The sequence below is a fragment of the Eubacteriales bacterium genome (assembly GCA_041390245.1).
Taxonomy (GTDB): Bacteria; Bacillota; Clostridia; order Christensenellales; family JAWKQI01; genus JAWKQI01.
On record JAWKQI010000001.1, the window covers coordinates 373,449 to 394,501 of the forward strand.

General features: G+C 39.8%; 28 protein-coding genes. 2 read left to right on the plus strand and 26 right to left on the minus strand.

The window, feature by feature from the left end; translation table 11 throughout:
* Position 1 precedes the first annotated feature (1 nt).
* The 6 genes from R2876_01925 to R2876_01950 form a co-directional block, all read right to left on the minus strand.
* A complete protein-coding gene (locus R2876_01925) occupies positions 2–724 on the minus strand; it encodes an ABC transporter permease (protein ID MEZ4357377.1) in 723 nt (240 codons plus the stop codon).
* On the minus strand, positions 721–1,581 hold the full coding sequence (locus tag R2876_01930; GenBank protein MEZ4357378.1) for an ABC transporter ATP-binding protein: 861 nt from the start codon (positions 1,579–1,581) through the stop codon (positions 721–723). Before R2876_01930 ends, R2876_01925 begins: the two co-directional genes overlap by 4 nt.
* Complete coding sequence (locus tag R2876_01935) at positions 1,581–2,222, minus strand: TetR/AcrR family transcriptional regulator (protein ID MEZ4357379.1); 642 nt, start codon at positions 2,220–2,222, stop codon at positions 1,581–1,583. Before R2876_01935 ends, R2876_01930 begins: the two co-directional genes overlap by 1 nt.
* Before the next feature lie 14 nt (positions 2,223–2,236).
* Complete coding sequence (locus tag R2876_01940) at positions 2,237–2,359, minus strand: hypothetical protein (GenBank protein MEZ4357380.1); 123 nt, start codon at positions 2,357–2,359, stop codon at positions 2,237–2,239.
* Between the two features lie 164 nt (positions 2,360–2,523).
* The gene (locus tag R2876_01945) at positions 2,524–2,964 is read right to left on the minus strand and encodes a superoxide dismutase family protein (protein MEZ4357381.1); all 441 of its coding nucleotides are present in this window, start codon (positions 2,962–2,964) and stop codon (positions 2,524–2,526) included.
* 93 nt (positions 2,965–3,057) lie between these two features.
* A complete protein-coding gene (locus R2876_01950; GenBank protein ID MEZ4357382.1) occupies positions 3,058–4,338 on the minus strand; it encodes a DUF4405 domain-containing protein in 1,281 nt (426 codons plus the stop codon).
* Positions 4,339–4,536: 198 nt separating this feature from the next.
* On the opposite strand from R2876_01950, the gene R2876_01955 reads away from it, so the two are divergent.
* Positions 4,537–5,337 (plus strand): Ku protein, encoded by an 801-nt coding sequence (locus R2876_01955; protein MEZ4357383.1) that lies wholly within the window; start codon positions 4,537–4,539, stop codon positions 5,335–5,337.
* Entirely contained in the window at positions 5,334–6,281 is a 948-nt protein-coding gene (locus tag R2876_01960; protein MEZ4357384.1) for an RNA ligase family protein, read from the plus strand. The genes R2876_01955 and R2876_01960 overlap by 4 nt, the downstream gene beginning before the upstream one ends.
* Positions 6,282–6,364: 83 nt before the next feature.
* Here the strand turns inward: R2876_01960 and R2876_01965 are convergent, their stop codons facing one another.
* From R2876_01965 to R2876_02060, 20 genes are all read right to left on the minus strand, one after another.
* The gene (locus R2876_01965; protein MEZ4357385.1) at positions 6,365–6,655 is read right to left on the minus strand and encodes a hypothetical protein; all 291 of its coding nucleotides are present in this window, start codon (positions 6,653–6,655) and stop codon (positions 6,365–6,367) included.
* A 13-nt stretch (positions 6,656–6,668) separates the two neighbouring features.
* Positions 6,669–6,851, minus strand: coding sequence for a hypothetical protein (locus R2876_01970; protein MEZ4357386.1), 183 nt, complete (start codon positions 6,849–6,851; stop codon positions 6,669–6,671).
* Positions 6,852–6,901: 50 nt separating this feature from the next.
* Positions 6,902–7,918 carry a peptidoglycan-binding protein gene (locus R2876_01975; protein MEZ4357387.1) on the minus strand — a complete coding sequence of 339 codons (1,017 nt, stop codon included), beginning with the start codon at positions 7,916–7,918 and terminating at the stop codon, positions 6,902–6,904.
* A gap of 26 nt (positions 7,919–7,944) precedes the next feature.
* On the minus strand, positions 7,945–8,595 hold the full coding sequence (locus tag R2876_01980; GenBank protein MEZ4357388.1) for a DNRLRE domain-containing protein: 651 nt from the start codon (positions 8,593–8,595) through the stop codon (positions 7,945–7,947).
* 14 nt (positions 8,596–8,609) lie between these two features.
* A complete protein-coding gene (locus R2876_01985) occupies positions 8,610–9,308 on the minus strand; it encodes a hypothetical protein (protein MEZ4357389.1) in 699 nt (232 codons plus the stop codon).
* A 17-nt stretch (positions 9,309–9,325) separates the two neighbouring features.
* A complete protein-coding gene (locus R2876_01990) occupies positions 9,326–10,111 on the minus strand; it encodes a hypothetical protein (protein MEZ4357390.1) in 786 nt (261 codons plus the stop codon).
* A gap of 6 nt (positions 10,112–10,117) precedes the next feature.
* Positions 10,118–11,941 (minus strand): hypothetical protein, encoded by a 1,824-nt coding sequence (locus R2876_01995; protein MEZ4357391.1) that lies wholly within the window; start codon positions 11,939–11,941, stop codon positions 10,118–10,120.
* A gap of 17 nt (positions 11,942–11,958) precedes the next feature.
* Positions 11,959–12,354, minus strand: a complete 396-nt coding sequence (locus R2876_02000) for a hypothetical protein (protein MEZ4357392.1) — start codon at positions 12,352–12,354, stop codon at positions 11,959–11,961.
* Complete coding sequence (locus R2876_02005) at positions 12,351–12,734, minus strand: hypothetical protein (GenBank protein MEZ4357393.1); 384 nt, start codon at positions 12,732–12,734, stop codon at positions 12,351–12,353. Before R2876_02005 ends, R2876_02000 begins: the two co-directional genes overlap by 4 nt.
* A gap of 73 nt (positions 12,735–12,807) precedes the next feature.
* Positions 12,808–13,701, minus strand: coding sequence for a hypothetical protein (locus tag R2876_02010; GenBank protein ID MEZ4357394.1), 894 nt, complete (start codon positions 13,699–13,701; stop codon positions 12,808–12,810).
* Between the two features lie 44 nt (positions 13,702–13,745).
* The gene (locus R2876_02015) at positions 13,746–14,306 is read right to left on the minus strand and encodes a hypothetical protein (protein ID MEZ4357395.1); all 561 of its coding nucleotides are present in this window, start codon (positions 14,304–14,306) and stop codon (positions 13,746–13,748) included.
* Between the two features lie 124 nt (positions 14,307–14,430).
* On the minus strand, positions 14,431–15,978 hold the full coding sequence (locus tag R2876_02020) for a hypothetical protein (protein MEZ4357396.1): 1,548 nt from the start codon (positions 15,976–15,978) through the stop codon (positions 14,431–14,433).
* On the minus strand, positions 15,979–16,191 hold the full coding sequence (locus R2876_02025) for a hypothetical protein (protein MEZ4357397.1): 213 nt from the start codon (positions 16,189–16,191) through the stop codon (positions 15,979–15,981).
* A gap of 24 nt (positions 16,192–16,215) precedes the next feature.
* Entirely contained in the window at positions 16,216–17,568 is a 1,353-nt protein-coding gene (locus tag R2876_02030; GenBank protein MEZ4357398.1) for a phage terminase large subunit, read from the minus strand.
* Positions 17,569–17,647: 79 nt separating this feature from the next.
* The gene (locus tag R2876_02035) at positions 17,648–18,673 is read right to left on the minus strand and encodes a hypothetical protein (protein ID MEZ4357399.1); all 1,026 of its coding nucleotides are present in this window, start codon (positions 18,671–18,673) and stop codon (positions 17,648–17,650) included.
* A gap of 100 nt (positions 18,674–18,773) precedes the next feature.
* Positions 18,774–19,103 (minus strand): hypothetical protein, encoded by a 330-nt coding sequence (locus R2876_02040; protein ID MEZ4357400.1) that lies wholly within the window; start codon positions 19,101–19,103, stop codon positions 18,774–18,776.
* A 148-nt stretch (positions 19,104–19,251) separates the two neighbouring features.
* A complete protein-coding gene (locus R2876_02045; protein ID MEZ4357401.1) occupies positions 19,252–19,662 on the minus strand; it encodes a transcriptional regulator in 411 nt (136 codons plus the stop codon).
* A 4-nt stretch (positions 19,663–19,666) separates the two neighbouring features.
* Positions 19,667–20,017: a hypothetical protein gene (locus R2876_02050; protein MEZ4357402.1), complete on the minus strand. Its 351-nt coding sequence runs from the start codon at positions 20,015–20,017 to the stop codon at positions 19,667–19,669.
* Between the two features lie 153 nt (positions 20,018–20,170).
* Positions 20,171–20,338 (minus strand): hypothetical protein, encoded by a 168-nt coding sequence (locus R2876_02055; GenBank protein ID MEZ4357403.1) that lies wholly within the window; start codon positions 20,336–20,338, stop codon positions 20,171–20,173.
* A gap of 510 nt (positions 20,339–20,848) precedes the next feature.
* Positions 20,849–21,004 (minus strand): hypothetical protein, encoded by a 156-nt coding sequence (locus R2876_02060; GenBank protein MEZ4357404.1) that lies wholly within the window; start codon positions 21,002–21,004, stop codon positions 20,849–20,851.
* Positions 21,005–21,053 lie beyond the last annotated feature (49 nt).

Below are 21,053 nucleotides of genomic sequence, written 5' to 3' on the forward strand. Positions count from 1 at the left end.
TCTAGTACCCCCTCACCGCATTGTTTTTGAACCTGGGTAACACCACGAACCTATATAATATAACAGATAATATTACAAGGTATATGCATGCAAAAATCATCTTTGCTGTTTCCATCTCTCCTGAGACTGCAAAGGAAAAAAGCTCAGCTGCGCTTTGCGACGGCGATATCATAAGTAGCCATTCGTATTTGGCGTTAATTATGCCAAAGGCAAACAAAATTGTCGGTATTGTAAACGGTAGCATATAGGCCATCATAAGCCCCAACATGGAAGTAAAATCTTTGCTTATAAGCGAGAGAAAAAACCCAATAGCAGTATGTGCTGCACCCGCAATTATAACAAACAGCAGCAGCCAGCCGTAATTAAATGTAACGCCGTGTATGAAAAACAGCGCAGCGGATATGACAACTGCAGATTCTAAACCTAAAAACAGTGACGATACAACTTTTGCAAACAGTATATCACCTAAGGATACCGGCATGATCATCATAGAGTTTATCGTTCCTTCCTGTTTTTCTAAATGGTGCGATGCGCCTATTAGAAGGATAGACATCATACAGATATCAACAAAAATAAGCAAAGGCGCGATATGAGATGCATCTTCTTTTGAAATAAACAGGAAGATAATTATCCAAATAAGCCCTGTGACCAGGCTTATAGGTAATATTTTATACGCAACGAGGCGTTTTAACTCGCCCAGTGTAAGCCTAATCACATTTTTCATTTTACATCAACTCCCGTCACGATAATAAATATCTCCTCCATAGAGGTCTCTCCGCTATGTATAGTCTCTATCTCCTTATCCTTTAAAACGGAATTAAACCTTTCGTTTGAACCTATACCGTTTAACGGGAAAGTCTCGCTTAACACGTCTCCGTTTTCCCTATACTCTACTTTAACTTCGCGTTTGCCGTATTTTAACTTTAGGTCCCTTGGTGTAGATATCTCGTGTAGTTTACCGTCTACGCAAAACGCTATCCTGTCGCAGAGCTGTTCGACGTCGTTCATCAAGTGTGTGGATAAAAATACCGTACCGCCTTTTTCCCTAAACTCTGCTATCATTTCCTTTATTACGTAAGCATTTTTAGGGTCTAGGCCGTTTGTAACCTCATCTAAAAACAGCACTCTTGGGTTATTTAGCATTGCCCGTATAAAGTTTAACCTAACTTTCATGCCCTTTGAGTACTCACCGACTTTAATGTCTTTATACTCCCATAGGCCTACCCTTTCCATTAACTCCTTTACGTTTGCCTTGTTTTTGTAAAACTCTGAAAAGAAATTTAAGTTTTCGGCTGCAGTCATTTTTGAAAAATGCACCGGCATTTCAAACCCAACGCCTATCTCCTCATAAAAGGATTTGCCCTTGGCCTTTAAATCTTTGCCAAAATACTCAATATTGCCCCTATAGTTTTCAAGAAGTTTGATTAAAATTTTCTGCGTTGTAGACTTGCCTGCACCAGACGGCCCTAAGAGCCCGAAAATCTCTCCTTCTTTTACATCGAAAGAGACGCCTTTGATCGTATCCTCCTTTGATGTCGGGTATCTGAACCGCAGGTCTTCAATAGTAAATGCACTTGACATTATTTTTCCTCCTTCTTGGCTGAAATGCCGTATTGCATACATTCCATAAGCTCATTCAGCGTTTTTATAAGCTCAGCCTCTCCGTTATTAATAGAAATCAGCTTATAGGAATTTGTAAGTAAAATTTCTAACATTTTTAAAATGAAGTCCGGTGAAAAACGGCTCTCTATCTGGCCGGACTCAATTGCAGACTTAATAAGCCCGCCAAAAACTTTGTTAAAATCATATGGAAAAAATTCCATAATCCTGCTTTTTAGTTCGTCGCTTACCTCCATGTACCTGTTAGATAAATCATGCAGCCTTTTATCGACGAACATAAAGTCCATAGTCGCTTTTGCCAGTTCCCGTATCGTACCAAAAAAATCCCCACTATATTGCTTTAGTTCCATCTCCGATGAGAAGAAATCCATCTTCTTTTTTACTACTATGGCCATCAAAGCCAAATAAAGCCCGAATTTATCTCCAAAATTATGATAGAAACTGCCTTTGCTCATGTGAGCCCTTTTTAATATGTCATTAAGCGAAGCATCTTCAAATTTTGTTTTTGAAAACTCATTTAAGCTTTCTTCCAAAAGCTCTTTATACTTTAAAAGCGGATTACCCTCTCCAAGTAAAGAAGTATAGTTAAAATTTTTTTCCAACTCAACTTCCCTTTCTAATCCTCATCTGTAAATTTTTTGCGTTCTCTCTTTTTCTTTAAGCTTTTAAAAAATGCTATCTTTAAATAGCCAATCACGATAACTGCCACCGCTATTAAAAGCCATACCCACCACTGCATATAATCACCCTCCTTAAATAATTAGACCGAATGGTCTAAACCACATGGTCTAATGATATTATATGATTACTCATTTGTCAATATTAATAAATTAAAAAAGCCCTTAAGCTAACCGCCTAAGCGCTTTACTTTCGTACTTATATCCCAACATAAACCAAATGTATCTACATCGCTTTGATGACTCCGCAACCGATACGTTTTCCGGCATCTCCTGACGGCTGGGATGTATAGTCGTCCCTATCCATATGTATTATAACAGACCTTCCAATAACGTCTTTCAATGCAAAGCGCGTAGTGACGAATGAGAGGTACGCATCCATGGTGTCTGTCGCTAGAAGCATAGGGAAATCTCCCGCATGCATAGGATGAGTGTACCCTTCCGGATTGTAATGCCCTTTTGCGCTTTCAAAATCCGGCTCAATACAGCTTCCTACTTCGTGCAGGTGAAAACCATAAAAGCCTGTTTTATTAGGCGGCAAATTGAATATTTTTGCGTCTACGTGTACGCCTATGGGCGTTTCCATAAACCATACGGTACCGTTAAGGTCCGGCGCATCGGCGCTGCCCTTTACCATCGCCATGGCCTTATAATTATATTGATTCATAAAAAACCTCCTTAAATTTTTATATATTAAAATATGCACCTTCTTCCCTTTGTGTTTTGTTTGAATAAAAAAGCTGGATTTTTTCCAGCTTTTTTATTCGCATGATTCTTTTTTAGGTTCAGCACTTACTTTTTTCCGTTTCAGTAGCAGGCTTAAAAGATACCCTATCGTTCCAAAAAGCCATGTTATTGGAGCAAATGTTAAAATAACATTCAGAACTCCCTGGCTTTGCCCGTTTCTGAGCCCGTTAGATAAGTTGTTTCCTTCAGGGATAGATTGCCCGTCTGGTATTTCAGCATTGTCCGGATCAAACGTATCCCCAGGCTGTCCGTCATCTGTAATGCTTGGTGCAGATGATGAGCTACCGCTTGAGTCTTCATCTGTACTTGAGAGGGTATAGACGCTAGAGCCTATCTCAAGATAGCTGCTGCCATTCTCGCTATATAAAGTACCTTCAGTTGACGAAGTGTTTGAAGCCTCAAATTCTTTAATAGCCTCCTGCTGCTGGATAACCCCCGTAGCACACTGCGGATACAGCAGCGAACAGTGCTTTGAGCATCCGGTACAATTAAGCCCGGAAAGGTATTTGTTTAGGTCTGCCGTATCTGCCGTATTATCCACACTATTATTTATAGTGCTGTCTGAGCTGTTATTATCAGACGTATCATCTAAATCATTATCTAGACTATTATCAGAATCGCTGTCTGAGTTGCCATTTTCGTTGTCTGAGTTTTTGCCTTTGCCAAATCCTCCGCCTTGGTTTTGGTTCCTATTCTGAAAATTTGGCGTACTGTTACTGTTCAATGCAAAAGCAAGCCCGATATTTGAAAAGAAACCAGAAAGCACAATACTTGCAATTCCCCATAAGGCCAAAGCAAAAGTTGCACCGCGAAGCAACCATTTCCTTGCTTTGCTTTCTCTCTTTACCCTAAACATGCGGGCAAATGCATTCATAACGCATTTCCAGTTAAGCCCTACATGTAATCCTATCAGTATTATGCAGATATATGAAACCGCAGTATGTATCCCTTTAAAAGAAGAAGTTCCTCCCGTATTTGGAAAAAGCACCTGAGACATAAGTATACCGGTTATTATTATTGTGTAAACGCCTAAAAGCAGTAATACGTCTAAGATATACTGAAAACGGGTCTTAAACCCTATCTTCTTGCCAAACAGGTTCTTTGTTACGGATTTAATCCATTTTAAGTTAAGCAGTTTGTGGACTAAAAATAATATACCGATAACTATACCCGCAATCTCATGAAATGCCATGCTGATTGCCTTTGATTCCATAAGTAAAATAAACGTTGATAATAATATTATATCGAGAAATATTTTTATAAATATGTTATTTTTCGTTTTCTTTTTTCCCATAATAGTTTTTTCTCCTATTTTTTACATTATTTGTATAATGGTTTATTTGATAATAATCATTTAACCTTAAACAAAGCTGAAAAAAAGTAGCCTAATTATGAATAAATTTTTAATTTTAAATTTAATTTACTGCCTTTAAACACCTATATTATTTAGCTTTTTAGCCAATAATAATAAAAAAATTAAGAGGTGATGATTTTGGCGGCTACATATAAAGGCGCGATAACTTTCGGGCTGGTACATATTCCAATAAGCTTATATACAGCAACGCAGGACAACGAAATACACTTTAACCAGTTATGCAAAGAAGACTTAAGCCGCGTTCGTTATAAAAAAGTCTGTGCTTCCTGCGGCAAGGAAATAACGTCTAAAGATATCGTCAAGGGCTTTGAATACGATAAAGACAAATACGTTATAGTGACAGACGAGGATTTTGAAAAAATAAAAACGGAAAAAGACAAGTCTATCAAGATACTGCATTTCACAGATGTAAGTTCCATCCGCCCCATATACTACGACAAGACCTATCATGCAATAGGCGAGGCCGGAGGAGAAAAGGCATTTGAGCTTTTGCGTCGAGCCATGCTTGAGGAAAACAAAGTGGGAATCGGCAAAACAGTTATGGGAAACAAAGAGACTCTGCTTTGTATAATCCCAACTGAAGAAGGAATACTTGTTGAAACTATGTTCTTTGCGGATGAGATAAAGGAAATACCAAAATCCATGCCTGATACCAATATAAGCGATGAGGAAGTGAAAATGGCTAAGGAGTTAATTAAGACGATAGATAAGCCGTTTGAACCGGAAGTTTATAAAGACGAGTACCAATCCCGTTTAAGGGAACTCATTCAGGCTAAAATAGCCGGCAAGGAAATCTCTGTGCCTAAGCCTAAAAAACAAGACAACGTCATAAACTTAATGGATGCCCTAAAGGCCAGCATAGAACAAAACAAAAGCCCTAAAAAAGCGGCCAAACCGAGAAAAACGGCTAACAGATGATAGATTTTAACCTGGGAAGGCCGGTTAAGCCTATGCTTATCAGCATAAGCGCAGACCCGTTTAACGACCCGGATTACATTTACGAATTGAAATTAGACGGTGAACGCTGTGTAGCATACCTTAATCGAAATGACATCGAACTATACAATAAACGCGGCAACAAACTGCTTATAAAAGTCCCGGAGCTTGGAAATATTAACAGGCAGATAAAAAAACGCTGTATCCTAGACGGGGAACTTATCGTGACTATTGACGGGAAACCAAATTTTTATGAGATAGTAAGAAGGCTTATAACTTCAAATAAACTAAGGATAGAGCTGCTATCAGGTAAATATCCCGCTTCATATGTTGTGTACGATATTTTATACATAGGAGATAAAGACATAACTGGCCGTTCGCTTCTTGAGCGCAAAGATATTTTAAATAAGAACCTGATTGAAAACGAAAAAATTGCATTGAGCAGGTTTTTACCTGAAAAAGGCATAGAGTTTTTCGATTTAGCAAATCAAAACGGCCTGGAAGGTATAGTTGCCAAAAAAGCCGACAGCATATACTACCCGGGTACCCGTACAAAAGAGTGGATCAAGATAAAAAACCTTTTAGACGATGATTTTATAATATGCGGGTATATATTAAAAGCAGACTATGTTGTAAGCCTTGTGATCGGACAGTTTAATACCAAAAAAGAGCTTTTATATAAAGGCCATGTGACCCTTGGCATATCAAAAGAAGATTTTTCAATTATAGCAAAACATGAAAAAATAGCAAAACCGTATTTTAAAACCTACCCTAAAGGCGGAAAAAACAGCGAAGCTGTATGGATTAAACCAACATTAGTCTGCACTGTTTCTTATATGGTTAAAACGCGCAGCTCTATCCGCCACCCGGTATATAAGGGCTTAAGGCTGGATAAAACCGCAGATGAATGTATAGATAAGGGGTGAAAAGTAATTTTCCCCTATTTTATCCACAATTCCTGTGGACAAGGTGTGATTTTTCCCAATAAAAAAAGGGCAGGTAATAAAACCTACCCTAAAAGCGATGTCATAAAAAACGTTATAGCGGCACCTATCATACCGGTTACTATACATGACCAGACAATATTGATGCGGTACCGCCTGTCGTTTTCAATGACTCCTAACCTTGCGTCTACATTTTTAAACTGCTCGGCTAACTTCTCAACAGCTATAGCTAAATTATTCGTGCTTTTTGCAAGTTCGCGTATCTCTTTTTGCTGCTCGGTAAGAGTCTTTATTTTCTCTTCGTGTTTAGCTATTTCGGTTGAGTGCTGCATGATTATTTCCTCCGTATTATTCATACATCAAGCCCCCCTAGAGGCTTTCGCTACTCGTCGGATTGTTAATGATACCAAAGCCCACCAGCACCGGACAAAGCACGTCTAAAAGGCCGTTCATAAAGTCTCCGATGTCTACGCCGGCAAACTGCTTAACGCAGAATACAACTAGTGCGGCGACTGATACCCATAGTGCCCAGGATTTAAATCTGTTTTGCATATCCATATCCTCCTACAATTAATAATATTTTATTTAATGCATTTTTGTGTTTAACTTAAAAAACGGCCCCCTAAAGCCGTTACCGTATTTTTTCCCGCTATGCCGTCTGCCGTAAGCCCGGCAGACTTTTGAAATGTTTTTACTGCTACCTTTGTCTTTTTACCGAATATCCCGTCTAGCGTTAAACCAGCTCCATTTTTGTTCAACTTGTTCTGCAGCCATTTAACGTCTTCACCTTTAAGCATCGGGCTTGATAGCTTTAACAGCCGTGAGATAATAAACTCTTCTTTAACTACTGAACTGTTAATTAATGAGGCAATAGTCTTGGCGCCTACTATGCCGTCTACTGTAAGCCCGGCGGAACTTTGAAATGCTTTAACCGCACTTTTGGTAATATCGCCAAATACCCCATCTACAGTGCCATTAAAAAACGAAAGTTCATAAAGTCGTTTTTGAACTAAAGCCACGTTTGCACCACGGCGGACATATCTACCGCTTACATAAGTATCCCTGCACGGCGCTAAGACCGGCTCGAATCCATTTTCTATAGCGTATTTGACTCTGTCGTATTTTTTTAGATCCTTAAGCTCCATTAAAACAACGTGCCAGTCTTCATTGTCCACGTTTTTTATAAGCCCATATGGTTCCAGCTTTGAATTGCCAAGGCTTATGGCCCATGAACTGCCTAAATCTACAGCTGCACCGCTGTTGTGGTTGGAAGTCCCCGGCGCTGCACAGACGGAAAAGTTGCCGCTTACCCAGCCTTTTAGGTTACTGACCAAATCATTCCCTATTTTGCACTTTGAAGGGCTCCATACTCCTAAGTTTCTTTCAATTAACATCTCCTGGTAAGAAGAAGGCCTGAACCCCATGCTTATAGCTATTTTTTTGCCGTAATCCTTTGCCAGTGCACCAAGACGTTTAATTATACGCTCATCTAAACAATCTATATTTTTTTGCTTAGCTTCCTCGGATGAACATTGATAAAGCGTCTTCCATTTACTGTTTGCGCTGCTAAAATCAAGATAAGCAAGCGCTTCTTCCTTAGAAATTTCTTTATAGGCCATTTAAATTGCCCCTTTCCTTAAGTTTACTAGTAGATACCTCTCCAAACTCCGTCTATCAAAACTTTCTTTGAAGATACGCTCCTCCATGTTCCGTTTATCAGTACCTGAGTTAAAACCACGTCCCGGTAGCTCCCGCTTATAGCAACGCGCTCTAAAATAGGCGTATATGAAACAGTAAGTTTCGGCTGCAGGCTGCTTGAAGAATAAGTATCAGAACGGAAGTACTTTGCAGTAGAATTTGAGCTGCTAACTGCCGCTATCCTAAAACCGTAATTACTGAGCGAAACCGCACTTTTAACTGCATTTGTAACGTCAAAGCTTATAGAGCGTGTCGCTATACCGGATATAGTAATAGCTGAATCCTGAGCGCTAAATACGCTTGGCTGGTTGTTCCACGTAATACTGTTAGCATTCCAAGACGATGCAGCACGCCTGACGTCTACATTAACAGAGGCCGACCAGTCATTTGAATCATCATACTGGTTAATAGTTAAAGTAGCAGACGATATTATTGCGTTGCTGTTTATTTCACTTAGATCGAAGTAGACGAAATATCTTCCCTCAAGCCCTCCGCTTGATTTACCAACGTTAAAATAAGTCGCCCTGCCATTTGAAGAGCCGCTTATAGCTTGTGTAACACGGCTGCCATAAGATGCTGTTTTTGAATAAGTTGCCATACCTAACCCCCTCTTTAACGGGAAGAAACGATAGCATTGACAGCGTCTAAAACACCCTGCCGTGCCATGTCATTTAAATTAACGTTGGAAACGCTTGTATTACCCGAAGAAGTTTTTTTTGATGACGATGAAGAACTGCCCGCGGATGCCGAAGTAATTTTTAACCCAGTCATCTCTTCGAACTGCTTTTTAGTTATGTATTTTTTATTAAGAAGCGTAAGTGCAATGCTATATATCCGTTCCTTTGCTTTTTTAAGCTCATCTGCCATGTCCTCGCTTGCCTCCTGCTCATATTCGGCATTCTTAGCCGCAGTGGCCGCATCTATTTCCTTTATTTCTTTCTCTTTTTCAGCCTGCTCTTCTGATTTCTTAAGATTGATACTTTGAATAGAATTAATTAGCTCAGTATCCAGCCTGTTTTTAAGTGTCTGAGATGTTCCACCGGCGGCAGACAGACCCATATTGGCCAAATTCTCGGCATTTTGCCTATTAGTTTTAGCAGCGGTTAAATATGCTTCGTTTGATAGAGGCTGATACTTTTTAGAAAGAGCATTTATCTCATCTTGGATGCTTTGTTTTTCAGCCTCCGCCTCCGCCGTGTTTTTAGCCTTATTAGTCTCAACAGCAGTTAAATAGCGCTTCTTTATCTCCTCTTCAGATGGAAGTGTACTAGCAGTCATGCTGGACATATAGTCGCTATAATCTATAGCCATATTGGTTCCCTCCTTAATTAAACGTACTGCTTATATTCGGTATAAGGTATGACCGAACTTGCGCTTGGCGGTGTAGACGAAGTGCCAAAAAGCGAAAGTGTTACGCAGTAGATATTTGAATCTCCGCTTCTTGAAAATATAAGCGTTCCGTTTGAATTTACCGTTAAAGTTCCTTTATAAGTGGCACTAGGCGCAAACTTAAGTGCACCGTCGTTCAGCTGTATGTTTGTTGCCGTGCCCGAAGTTATAGATATATTTGAAGCCACGCCGTTTGTACTCGCAACAGCATATGCTGTCACCGCGCTTGGCTGAAGTTTTGCCGCAGTTATAGAGTTATCTTCTATCTTATACGCATTTACGGCAGCGTCTGCCAGTTTATCCGATGTAACTGCTTGTGAGTCTAGCTTTTCCGTAGTCACAGACCCATCCTGAAGTGTTGCTGTAATGGCGTCTGGGTCTAATTTCTCGGCAGTGACAGCACCGGTAGCTATTTTATCTGTCGTTATAGACAGGTCCGGAACAGACCCTAAAGCAACTCCGTCAAGCTGGCTTTTTAAATCGCACAATTGTTCATAGACCGTGTCCCCATCAACACCGGATATGGGGATAGAGCCTATCTCCCCTGCTCCGTTTCTGCCACTTACATTGCCCTCGAGTACCGTTAAGGTATTGTTTACAAAATCCTTTACCTGGTTAAACAGCGTCTGAAATTGGTTTCTTGCCGCTGTTTCGTCCTCCGGATAAGTAGGAAATGCAGTTTTATCCAAAAGGCCGTTTGCAGGAGTATAATTTAATCTGTCCATACTTTTTTACCTCCGTATGGTTTTATTTACGTAATATTTGATTATGATGTCTGAAACGCCGATATCGCGGTAGAGCTTATCGTTTGTTATGTCAAGCTGTAAATATATAACTTTTTTAAGGTTGCTCTTGATTTCTATGGGCTTTGCAAAACGAAACACGTTAAACGTAAAGTCTGCCCAGTTATTTTCGCCCCACGAAAATGCCTTTGATTCTATTTCGGTATTAAATACAGTGTTTTTCGTTTCGTCTATAATAGACAGCTCTATATTTGAGTTAGTGTCCGTCCTGATAGAAGGATAAATCCTATATATAGTCTTTAAATAATTGCTCTTGCCAAAGTCAAACGCCTTGCTTTTCCACCGTTTGGCAATAGGCTCACCAAAATCACTTTTTCTTTCGATAAAGCCGGTTACAGTGCTGTCATTCACACAGTAAAGGCTCTGTGACATAAAAAAAGGCTTTGCAACAATATTGTCAAACCTATACCATGTAAGGCGCCGCTGCGCTTTTTCATAGTCACTATAATTATAATATGGGGATATATCGTAGTCCCATAAAAACACCTGCCCCCCTACATTCAGCCAATATTTCCTTTCAAAATCTATAGACGTAGCTGCTCTTAAATCGTCCTTATCCATATTGAGCAGTCCGAAAGATGCGCCGCCGTTTATGTTTCCCGAAATCGGCTTTATGGCATTTTCGCTAAGCCCGTCCGTTGAAATAAGTGCATACCCGCCGCTTTCACTATTAAAAAAAATAAGCCTGTTGTCGATAAGCTGAACGCTTAAAGGCATGTCGCAGCCTATACTTGAATTTATCTCGTTTATAGGGTAGTAAACATCTTCTCCGTCGAACTCATATCCTATGGAAAAAATAGACCTTTCCTTGAAGATAATAAGCGCCCCGCCCTGTTTTGCCGCGCCTGTAATCGCTTCAGAATTTTGGTCTAGTGTTTCAACAGAAGTATCCGGAAAGTAGGTTATCCCCGGCCCCTGGTTTGCGCCAAGTCCGCTCCGCCAAATGGTATACGGGTATTCCTCATTTTTCATGGCAAATATACGAGTCCCACCGCCTAGGCTTTGTGATTCTCCACCGAATGCTATAAATGTCTTGCAGTTTAAAATCTTCTCCTTATCACTGCTTACCGTCTTATATGCTACTATCTCTACGTTGTTTGTTCCGATAGATGGCGCGGACGTAAAAGTTACTGTACCGTTTTGTGCACTGAATGTAAATGCAGTTACTATCTCACCATCTACTAAGATTTCAGGAGTAGTAGCGTCCAGTTCTCCCATCGGTAGCTTATATACTGTAGAGGCCGCATCGCCGTTATAAGTAACTTTAAAGCCTCCTCCTATAAGATTATAGGCGTCAAGAGCATCGGAAGTTGAAAAATCCGGCGCAACGTTGATATAAACGGTCGGTATATAAGGAATAATAGCTGAAACGCTGAATGAAGAATCTATCTTATAGATGTTTTCATCGTTTATAAAGTATAAAAACCCACCGTATAAAAGAAAAGTGCCGGCATTTGATGAAACTTGCGCTATTTCGGATATGGTATCATTTTCTTCATCCCACTTATATAAACTTCCCGGAAGGTTGAATACAAAAGAGTCTTTAAACATAGGAGACACTGCCAAAATCTCTGCTCCGAAATTTCTTATTAAAGCTTGGCCCCATCTGGAAGACAAAATTCTATCTTTAAACCAAACGTTTAGCATATCCGGGGATTGGTTATCCTCTATTTTAAACGGCTGTTCCCTTAAATTTATTCCGCCGTTTAGCTGCGGGAGGCTGAATTCATAGTAACTTGTATTCGTTATCATACATGCTCTCCTTTAAATCATTTAAGGGCCCCTACTATAGCATAGTGAGCTCCCATATACAGTGAATCGGCATAAGTATGGCGCATCATTATCGTGGTCGACGTCGCGTCACTTAATTTAACGAACGCTTCTATCATGATATGAACGTAAGTATTGCAAACAGGCGCCGTCAGGATGGCTATAGGAGCATTTTCAAAGAGTGACATATGCGATATAGTAGTGGCGACATATCCGCCATAAGGAACGTCTGTACTTGGTATCCTGCCAAATATTATGCCAAGTTCGTCTCCCAGCTTTAAAACGGCCTGATTACTCGGATAAGTTACAGTAAATATATCACTTAATGAAAATATACTTTCCTTTTTAATCTCCTTGATACGTCTGGAAAGCCTTAAAAGTTCAGTATCACTCATAACCTTCTCCCCGCATTTCCATTTAATCCAAATACGCTTATTTCAATGGGCTCTGGGGCCATGGCAAGTTCGTTTAAAGCACGCCTGAATTCTGAATAAAACTCGTTATACAGTGCTCCGTCTTTGTCTGATAGCGAAAACTGAGCAGCCAGCCCATATGTAAGCGCTCTGGTTGCGCTTGAATTGTCTATTTCTATTTCGTCTACTAAAGAATCTATTTTAATTGAGTCTATTAAAAGTGCGCTGGTTATTTCAAGTAACAGCAAATTGATTATTGAAACCGCTTTTTTAGAATAAGACGGGCTGTTAATAATGTCGCCGTTCTCGTCGACTTCGTCCAGTAAAGCAAGAGCCGCTATATAGATTTGGTTGGCTATCATCCCTTTTCTCCTCTCTCATTAAAAAAAGCAAAAGAAGGGAGAAGTTTTTTCTTCTCCCGCTTTGCTTTTTTTATTATTCTGGTTCATCTGCAAGAGTCAAATCAAGATGCACTATATCGCTAGGACGAAGGATGGTAGCCCCATATAAGCTAAATCCCCTTATTACCGTGCCGAAGTCGTCCGGGTCACGGAACTGCTCTATTGATTTAGGCGGTATCTGCTCTGCAAAAGCTATCGCTTGCTTAGTCATGGCAAGGCAGTGGTAATGGTCCACAGTATCCTCGCCAACAGTCTCCTGTGTCACCTTTATGGCGTTTGAAACATAGACCTTAAAAGGAAGCACACTGCCGACGTTCCCGTTGTCAACAACGCTTTCATTAGGCCGCCCGTAGATTATTTTTGCTAACTGCAGCTTAGAATAGACTTTGGGATGAACAACTAAAGAAAGCTCCATATTAGAAGCGACATTGCCCTCACGTAGTTTTTCTTCCGCCAGTGTTATAGTTGAGTATGCGTTTGCAGAATTAAAAGCACTTTCGCTTACAGTCTGCACATAAATGGGATCTTCTTCTTCATCTATGCCTACCTGTGCATTGTAAAGCCCTGCTAAATAATCGTCTATCGTTGCAGCCATAGCGCGGCGCGCTTCTATCAACTGTGCACCTAAAATATCGCCTGCTGCCTGTGTCTGGTCGATATCGCCGACTTTGAAATCAAAGTATTTAGCCTGATCTATGTCCAAAGTTTTAACCCAATCGCTTAAAGTCTCCCTTGTCGGCGGAGTGCCTTCTTCGTAGCTACGGATTGTAGGGCGGCCGATGCCTGCTATATGAAGGGTATCGCCCATCTTCTTAATTTCGCCAAGATACGGCCCTGTATAACATAAGTTCCTTAAGATGCATTCCCTGTCACGCTCTGTCAAAAGTATTTTAGACCATACTTCTGGCCTGAAGTTTGAATAACTCATAAATTCCTCTCCTCTTTAAAGTTTATTTTCTTTTAAGTTAAGCCTTAAAAGGCTTTTAACTTCCCGGATTTTATCAATGGATAAATCCTATCCCAATTTTCCTCAATATCCTTTGTGTTGGCATAATTGAGCCACTTTTGAGTAATGCTTGAATTTTTAGGTGCGCCTTTTACTTCGCCCATGGAAAGCTTCGCATTTTCGTCTGTTTTTGAGTTTTGTAGTGCTCCTAAAAGCCTTTTAACTTCTCCCTTAAGCTCTCTTACCTTATACGCCCCAAAAGCCGCCGCTAAATTCCCGTCTTTAGCTAATACCAGCACTTCATCCGGTATATCGGAAAGCTCCACATCATCGTACAGTGTAAATATCTCGTTAACGCCTTTAACGATATCGCTAACCGGCAAGTCACCTAAAACTGCATCTGCATTATCCTCAGCCTCAAAGAGATCATCGCTTTTTACAATGCTGTCCGTAGTATCTTCACTTTCGGCGGCTTCCTTAACCGTTTCAAGCATCTCATTATCAGCAATGCCCTCTTTGTCTTCTTCGTCTGTAAGCTCATAAAGCGCTTTACCTAAAGTAGCCTTATCTTTATCTAAGACTTTCATTTTCACCATTCCTTTCTTTTAAATTAAAAAACTCCTTTAAAACCTTAACCGCCGTTAAATGTCTGGGGCGGAGAAACCGGCTTTCAAAAGAAGTTTTTTATATCGTTTTATTTAAGGTTTTGTCTTACTTATCAATACCGCTTATATCTTTTTCCTTCTTAATACGCTCAATTATCCCTTCCTTGTCAGGTATATGCCCATCCGGCAGCCTCTCTAAGTACTCCTGCTCATTTATAACGCCCTCGCTTAAAAGTGAACTTAAGTTGTTAACGGTATTTATTTCACTCCACATCGCAGCTGGGCCAACGTCTATCTTAAGCTCAAAGCTCTCCGCTTCGTATCCTATTTTCGGTAGATATACATAGTTATAGCCATCGCCGCCTTTTATTCGGACAGGCCTTTTAGCCGTATAGTAACCGAAAAAGAAATCTAGCCAAATTCGCGCTACGTCTTCAACCATGTTATAAAACCGCTCTTGTATACTGGCTATCGGCGTTAATGCACTTTCGCGGACTGCGATAAAAGCAGAGGTATTAGTCGCGTTTACATTACCTAAAACCGCTTCGTTTGCACCCATCATCTCAAGTGATGTAGCCTTTGCTATATCAAACATCTTATACGTATCGTAAGAAAGCGTAGGCGGCTGCATATAAGAAGCTACACCGCCGATGTCTCCCATAACCGGTATAGCGCATGAAAGTGCATTGCTCCATTTCTTTATCCTGGTTGCATCAAATATTACCCTTGGCGAAGCAGACTGTATCAAGTGTAGCATATTAAGTGCCATAGCCTTGTTGGCATAAACCTGATTTGGGATCAAAGAAGAAACTTCTGCGCTCCCAAAAGCAGAATTTTTTCTAAAGTACCAGCTCATCTTGGCTATCGGATATAAGTGGTTCTTTGTCTTTATTGGTTTTTTAAAGGTTACATCCTTAGTGCTCTTTAAAAACCAGACGTATTCGCTACCGGAAGCATCTTTTTGCTTGTACATCTTTAAAAATACCAGGCACTTCTCCCCATTTTCCGTCTTTGCCATGTCCCCTGCCTGGTATTCATACTCGTTATCCGGTCGGATCATATCTATCTCCTCTTTTGAAAGCCCTTCTTCCTCCGCCATCTTTTTTACTTCGCTTACCAAAGAACGAAATACAAGTATGATATACGGCTGCTTTTCAATACTCGGCTCGTTTACATCCCCCGGATAGTAGTTAACGCTGTCTATTATCTGCGCACTTATGTCTCCCTTAAATCCATTGGCTGTGCTCTTTTTTACGTCCCAATAAAAATAAAGGAGATAGTCTCCCGAAATGGCCGCGTCTTTTAATCCTTCGAGGTTTAAAAAATCCATTTTTAAATATTCCCACTCGGCAGCCGCCCACTCTGTTAACAGCTTTGCAAAAACTTCCTGTTTCTTTTCCGATGCGCTAACAGCCCTGCCAACGCCCGAAGCAAAGTAGGATATAGCTAATGCCCTTTCTTTTACCTGGGCAACTTTCCAGTCTACCCCGCGCTTAATAAAGTTAAATACGGGTGTAGGCAGCCCTTCGCTGGGTATGCCGTACCATTGGGTGCCTGCATAAAACCTCTCGTTTACATCAACGGTGTTATATAGCCCCATCTCATTTTTGTAATTTACTCCGCTTAAATATTCCTTATAGATCTGCGTACTCATTTAAAAATCCCTTCCTGCTTTATATGGGTCGTAGTTCATCAGGTTTTCTATGTGGTGTATTTTTTCATCTACATCAGCATCTTTTTCTTCGCCCGGTAAATAAGTGCCTTTACTTTTACCAAGCATAACTTTAAACATGGCGACAGTGAAAAAATTAAAAAACACCGCGCCGCTTAATAAGAATAAGCATACAAAGCAATCAACAATGTCCATATACGTTAAAACTCCTTTTCTTTTTTAAAATCCGCCTAGAATATAGTTGTTTAAATTTACTTCCTCTTCGGAAAGAAAAAAAGCATCTTTAAGATGCTTTTTTTCTTTCCCTGCTGGAGGCAGCCTTTTTCTAGCACACCAATACCTAAGTGCGTCCGGTGCATGCGTTATGTCGTGCGGCGTAACCGAAACGTCGCTTGGATTATTTTTATCGTATGTTAAAGACTCCATGCAGTGTATAAGCTGTTCACAAGAAGAAAAAATGCGTAAAAACCCTTCCTTGGCATTTAACTTTTCTTTTACTGCAAGCCACCCCTGTACCCGCTCACTCGGCGCTTTAATAAGCGGCACTCCAGATTTTAAAAAAATCTCCGCCGCGCTCATCCCAGATTCCTGCCTCCTGTTCCATAAGTCCCTTGCTGCTAAGACCTCGCTTATTGTTTCCTCTCCGCTCTCTTTTAGGATACTTCCCGCCGCTGCAGAAACTATCAAAGACGGGCATAAAAATTCCTTATAAACGTATGCGTTACCTGAAAAATCTTCTGCTATAAAAAGTGCCGCAAACATATCCAGGCCATAGTCTATTGCAACACTTCTCCTCCATTCTTTGGGTATTTCAAATGGCTTAACAACGTGTACCTTGTCATCCCACTCACTAAAATATTGCCCGGCAAAAACATCCCATCTGCCATATAACCATGCATCTTTTAAAGCTGAAGGCAGTTTTTCTAAACTGCCTAAAAATTCCGGGTCTTTTTCCAAAAGTGGTTTATTGTCAAAAACCCTTGCTCTTAAAAACGTATAGTCGTTTGGTTTTTCGCAAATCTTAAACTTCCTGTCTATAAAAAGCCGCTTTACCCACGAATGTCCCACACCTCCCGGATTACACGTAAGGTACATCCTTTTTATTAAGTCGTTTGCTCCACGCAAGCATACGCACAGGCAGTTAAACTGTTTTTCCGTTATCTGCGTCGCCTCGTCTATAAATATGACATCATACTCCTGTCCCTGATACTGATTTAGATCCGCTTCAGAACTTAAATAACCTAATTTAATAGTAGCCCTGTTTGAAAATATGAAAATCCGTTTGCTGTCTATGTATTTTGGCCTTATATACTTTGGGAAAACCGAGTAACAGCTAAGCATGTTGTTTATATGGTTTTCCCTGAGTTCATTAAGCGTCCGGCGGACTAAAAGTATCTTAATTCCGGGGTTTGCCAGTGCAAGCAGCGTTGCTTTATACCTAACTGCCCAAGACTTTCCTCCGCCCCTTGCACCGCCATATGCGACATACCTATTCCCGGCTTTAAAAAATTTTATTTGCTTCATTGTCGGAATGCCGAATGAAGTATCCATAAGTTTTTTTAATCCTAACATATTCCCCCGCTTTTTTTAGCAAAAAAAGAAGGCCTTCAAACTGAAAAACCTTCTTTTTTGGTGTATATTGAAAAAATTATTAGCTTAAATAATACTCATACCAAAGCGTAGCAGATAAAAGTTTGTCTCCCATGGAATTGACTATAAAATAAAGCGGCTCACTTTTATACTCTTTAGTGCAATTTTGCTTGAAATAATCAATCGATGCAAATACGTTTTCAAAATCCGTAGTATCGCCGAAAATATCCCCCATAACCAGGAAACTGTCTTCATCTAATAATAGCTTGGTAGTCTCTTCATTATCGTTATTTACATAAACAGTGTCTTCTTTATACATATTACCGTTTATATCAAGGTCATCCGGATCGTTAGCCTGGTGAAAGACCGGTTCTACATAGTCAAGAGTTACATATGTCTGGTCATCATCAGTTTCTATATCTGTAATGACCGCATATTGCTCATCAGCCAAATTTACGCTTTTTACCGAGTATTTAAATATAGGCCCGTTATCTACATGCGTAGCAGAATTTGAAACTAAAACAAACTCATATTCTGATACAAGCGATTCATTTTCAATAAGTGCAACATAAGCTGTAACCGTATCGTCGTCGTTTATTTCTGCTCCCTCTATGCCTATATAAACGTCCCCTGCATCACTTCCGGAAACAAAGTAACTTCCGTTTGTATTTTCAATGATACCTATGTCGCTCGGGGGTTCTCCCAAGTCCTTTTGTTCGCTAGAAAGTGCAGTCGCATAGTACTTAACAGTATCTTCGCCTACTATATATCCGCTGCCATCCTCAGATTCCTCTATATTTGCATCGGCATAACCGTAATTTGCAACCATTATGTAAATGCTGTTCCATATAAACTCACTGTTTAAAGGGGCGTATTCGGAATCTAGGGACCTCATCGCATATACAATCCCGTTCAGTACCGCTTCCATGTCATTTACATCGCTTAAAACATCGCTTGCATTGTCTTCGGTCGAAGTGGGTTCAACGTCTTCGCTTTGCTTACCGTCTGTGCAACCGGCGAATACGCCAAGTGTAATTAAAACTGCGCATAAAACCGACAAGATGTTAAAAAATCTACACTTTTTCACTTTTTGTCCCTCAGGCTTTCTCAACTTTATCTTAAGTTTAAGTAAAATTTTGGTCTATGTCAACAGCAAAATCAGCCTTTTTAGTATTGTTAAAAAAATATTAATAAAGTCCATCCAGTCCTGAAAAATCTATCTCTTCTTCTCTTTTTTCTTCTGAAACTCCATTGTTTATACGGTTTAAATAAACGCATAAACTGCTTGGCAAATCCCCGTTTTCATAGTGTTCGGCAATTCTTAGCTTTGCCATCTTAATAACTCTTCCTTTAGGACCGCCTAAAGCTTCTATGCTTTTTAGCTCTTCAAGCGTTAAGTTTAGATATACACACAGCCCTGCAACTGTTGAAATCTTTTTTTTATTGCTGCTTAGGCTTGGGCCCTTTATTTCATCAAAATATTTTTCTATCTTTTTTTTTAATGTACTTGCTGTCAACTTAAAAACTCCTCTTTTTAATTTAAGCAAAAGAAAAAAGCCTCTTTTTAAAAAGAAGCTTTTCCCCTTCGGCGCGTACAAAAACTTTTTTGAAAACTTTTCATAGTATCATTATATAATGGCTTTTTCAAAAAAAGTGCTGCACTTTTTAATCTATTTTAAGTATGCCTACCTCGCATGCTTTAAGCGCGGCGTACATGATTATTTCGTTTACCCACGTATGGTAAGTGCGCTTTTCTATAAAAAGCTCCATGCATGTATTCTGCCAGCTTAAATCCTCCAAATACCTCATACAAAGCAACGTTCCTATAGGCGTGCCTTTGTACTTATCAAAAGTTGCCTTTATAACTTTTAGCCATTTATCAATATAAAGGCTGTCTAGCCGGCATGCCTTTGTAGCCGTAGGATCTCCTGGAGCTTTGTTTGAAATCCCCGATAAGTCTTTTTCTGGAACAGAAAAAATTATATCTTCACGCTCCTCTTTAAGCAGAATTTCAAGCTTTTTAAAATTTAAAAAATAATATTCAATTTTATGGTAATTCTCCCTACTTAAAACCATAGTTTTAAGACTCCGGTCCTCTTCTGCCTTGTACAAACTGAGGGCATCCGACTACAAAGTAGGATTTAATTAAGGTACTGGATCCATCCTCTTCTTTATGAAGTATATTTGTAGCTATGGCATTCCATCCCTCAACTTCTTTGAATTTCCTTGCCCATACACACATATTTTGCCCTGCCGCACGGTCGCATTCCCAGCATAGTGTGGAAGGGTAGCTTTCAGCTAAACCTAGCTTTTTAGCATGTATACGCACACTATTGACGCTTCGCCCCAATTGCCTTCCAATTTCCTTTGTATCTAAAAGACGGTAATACTTTTTTAAGTATTCGTCTTCTTTATGTGTCCACTGTCTCATAATTGCCTCCATTTTTATCACTTATCTTCGGTATGTCCGAGGCTCTAAAAATGAATTCTTCTCCCCAAAAGATTTATTTTTATGCCTTCTCATAGTTACTTTGCAATTTACTTGCAGTAATTCCCCTGCTTATTTAAGTAACTTAACCATCATCTAAGATTTTTCAAATGGAATTTCCCCTTTTAAAATCCCCAGCTCTTCTCTTTTCTTCGCCGTCAAAATACATCTTATGTAAAGTAGCGGCCTTTCTCTATACTGTCTTCTTTCAAAGGCTAAATTGAGTGCGCCAATCACCTCCTGTTCACCATAGGCCCTGACCATACCTTTTTAAGTTCGTCAAGATCTCTAAACCTCTCACAAGCAAGTGAGACTGCATAACACACTAAAACTTTGTTCTCAATATCTTTAATATGCTCTTTTAAATTCACCTCCTGTCTATATTAATTAATAAACGATCTAGCTTTCGCTTCTTCATTTTATTCTTCTTTTTTTATTTCTTAATCTATATATAATGAAGGTCTGTACTTTTATTATCCTTTATTATCGATAATTACTATATGGTAACGGGTACAACTCCCCCGTTTCTTTGAGGGCCTGCATTCAATAAGCCCGTAATTGCATAACCTTTGCCTTGCGTTTAAGTTACGTTTCCTTATGCCCTGTTTACTCAATAAACTCAAGTTCGTATGGGAAAACCACTTTTTCCAGCAGCATTTGTTATTAATATGTAAAGGGGTGTAATAAAGCAGCTGTGCGTTAGGGGGCAAGATAACTGCCTACAAAAATTCTTAAATGAATTCAGTATAAGTTTATATGGCCAATAAATTCCCCTCACTCATCCCATGTATCCCATGCAAATGTTACGTATATGCAATTGTCGCAGCCGATTATTCGGCCATTTTGGTGGTAAAGATATTCGCATTCACTGCCGCAGTTTTCACATATGAATACTTTCCCCTTGGGTGCCAAGCTCTTCCAGAAATCCATAAACCCCCTCCTATTTATATGCAGCATTAGTTTTATGAATGTATTTTAT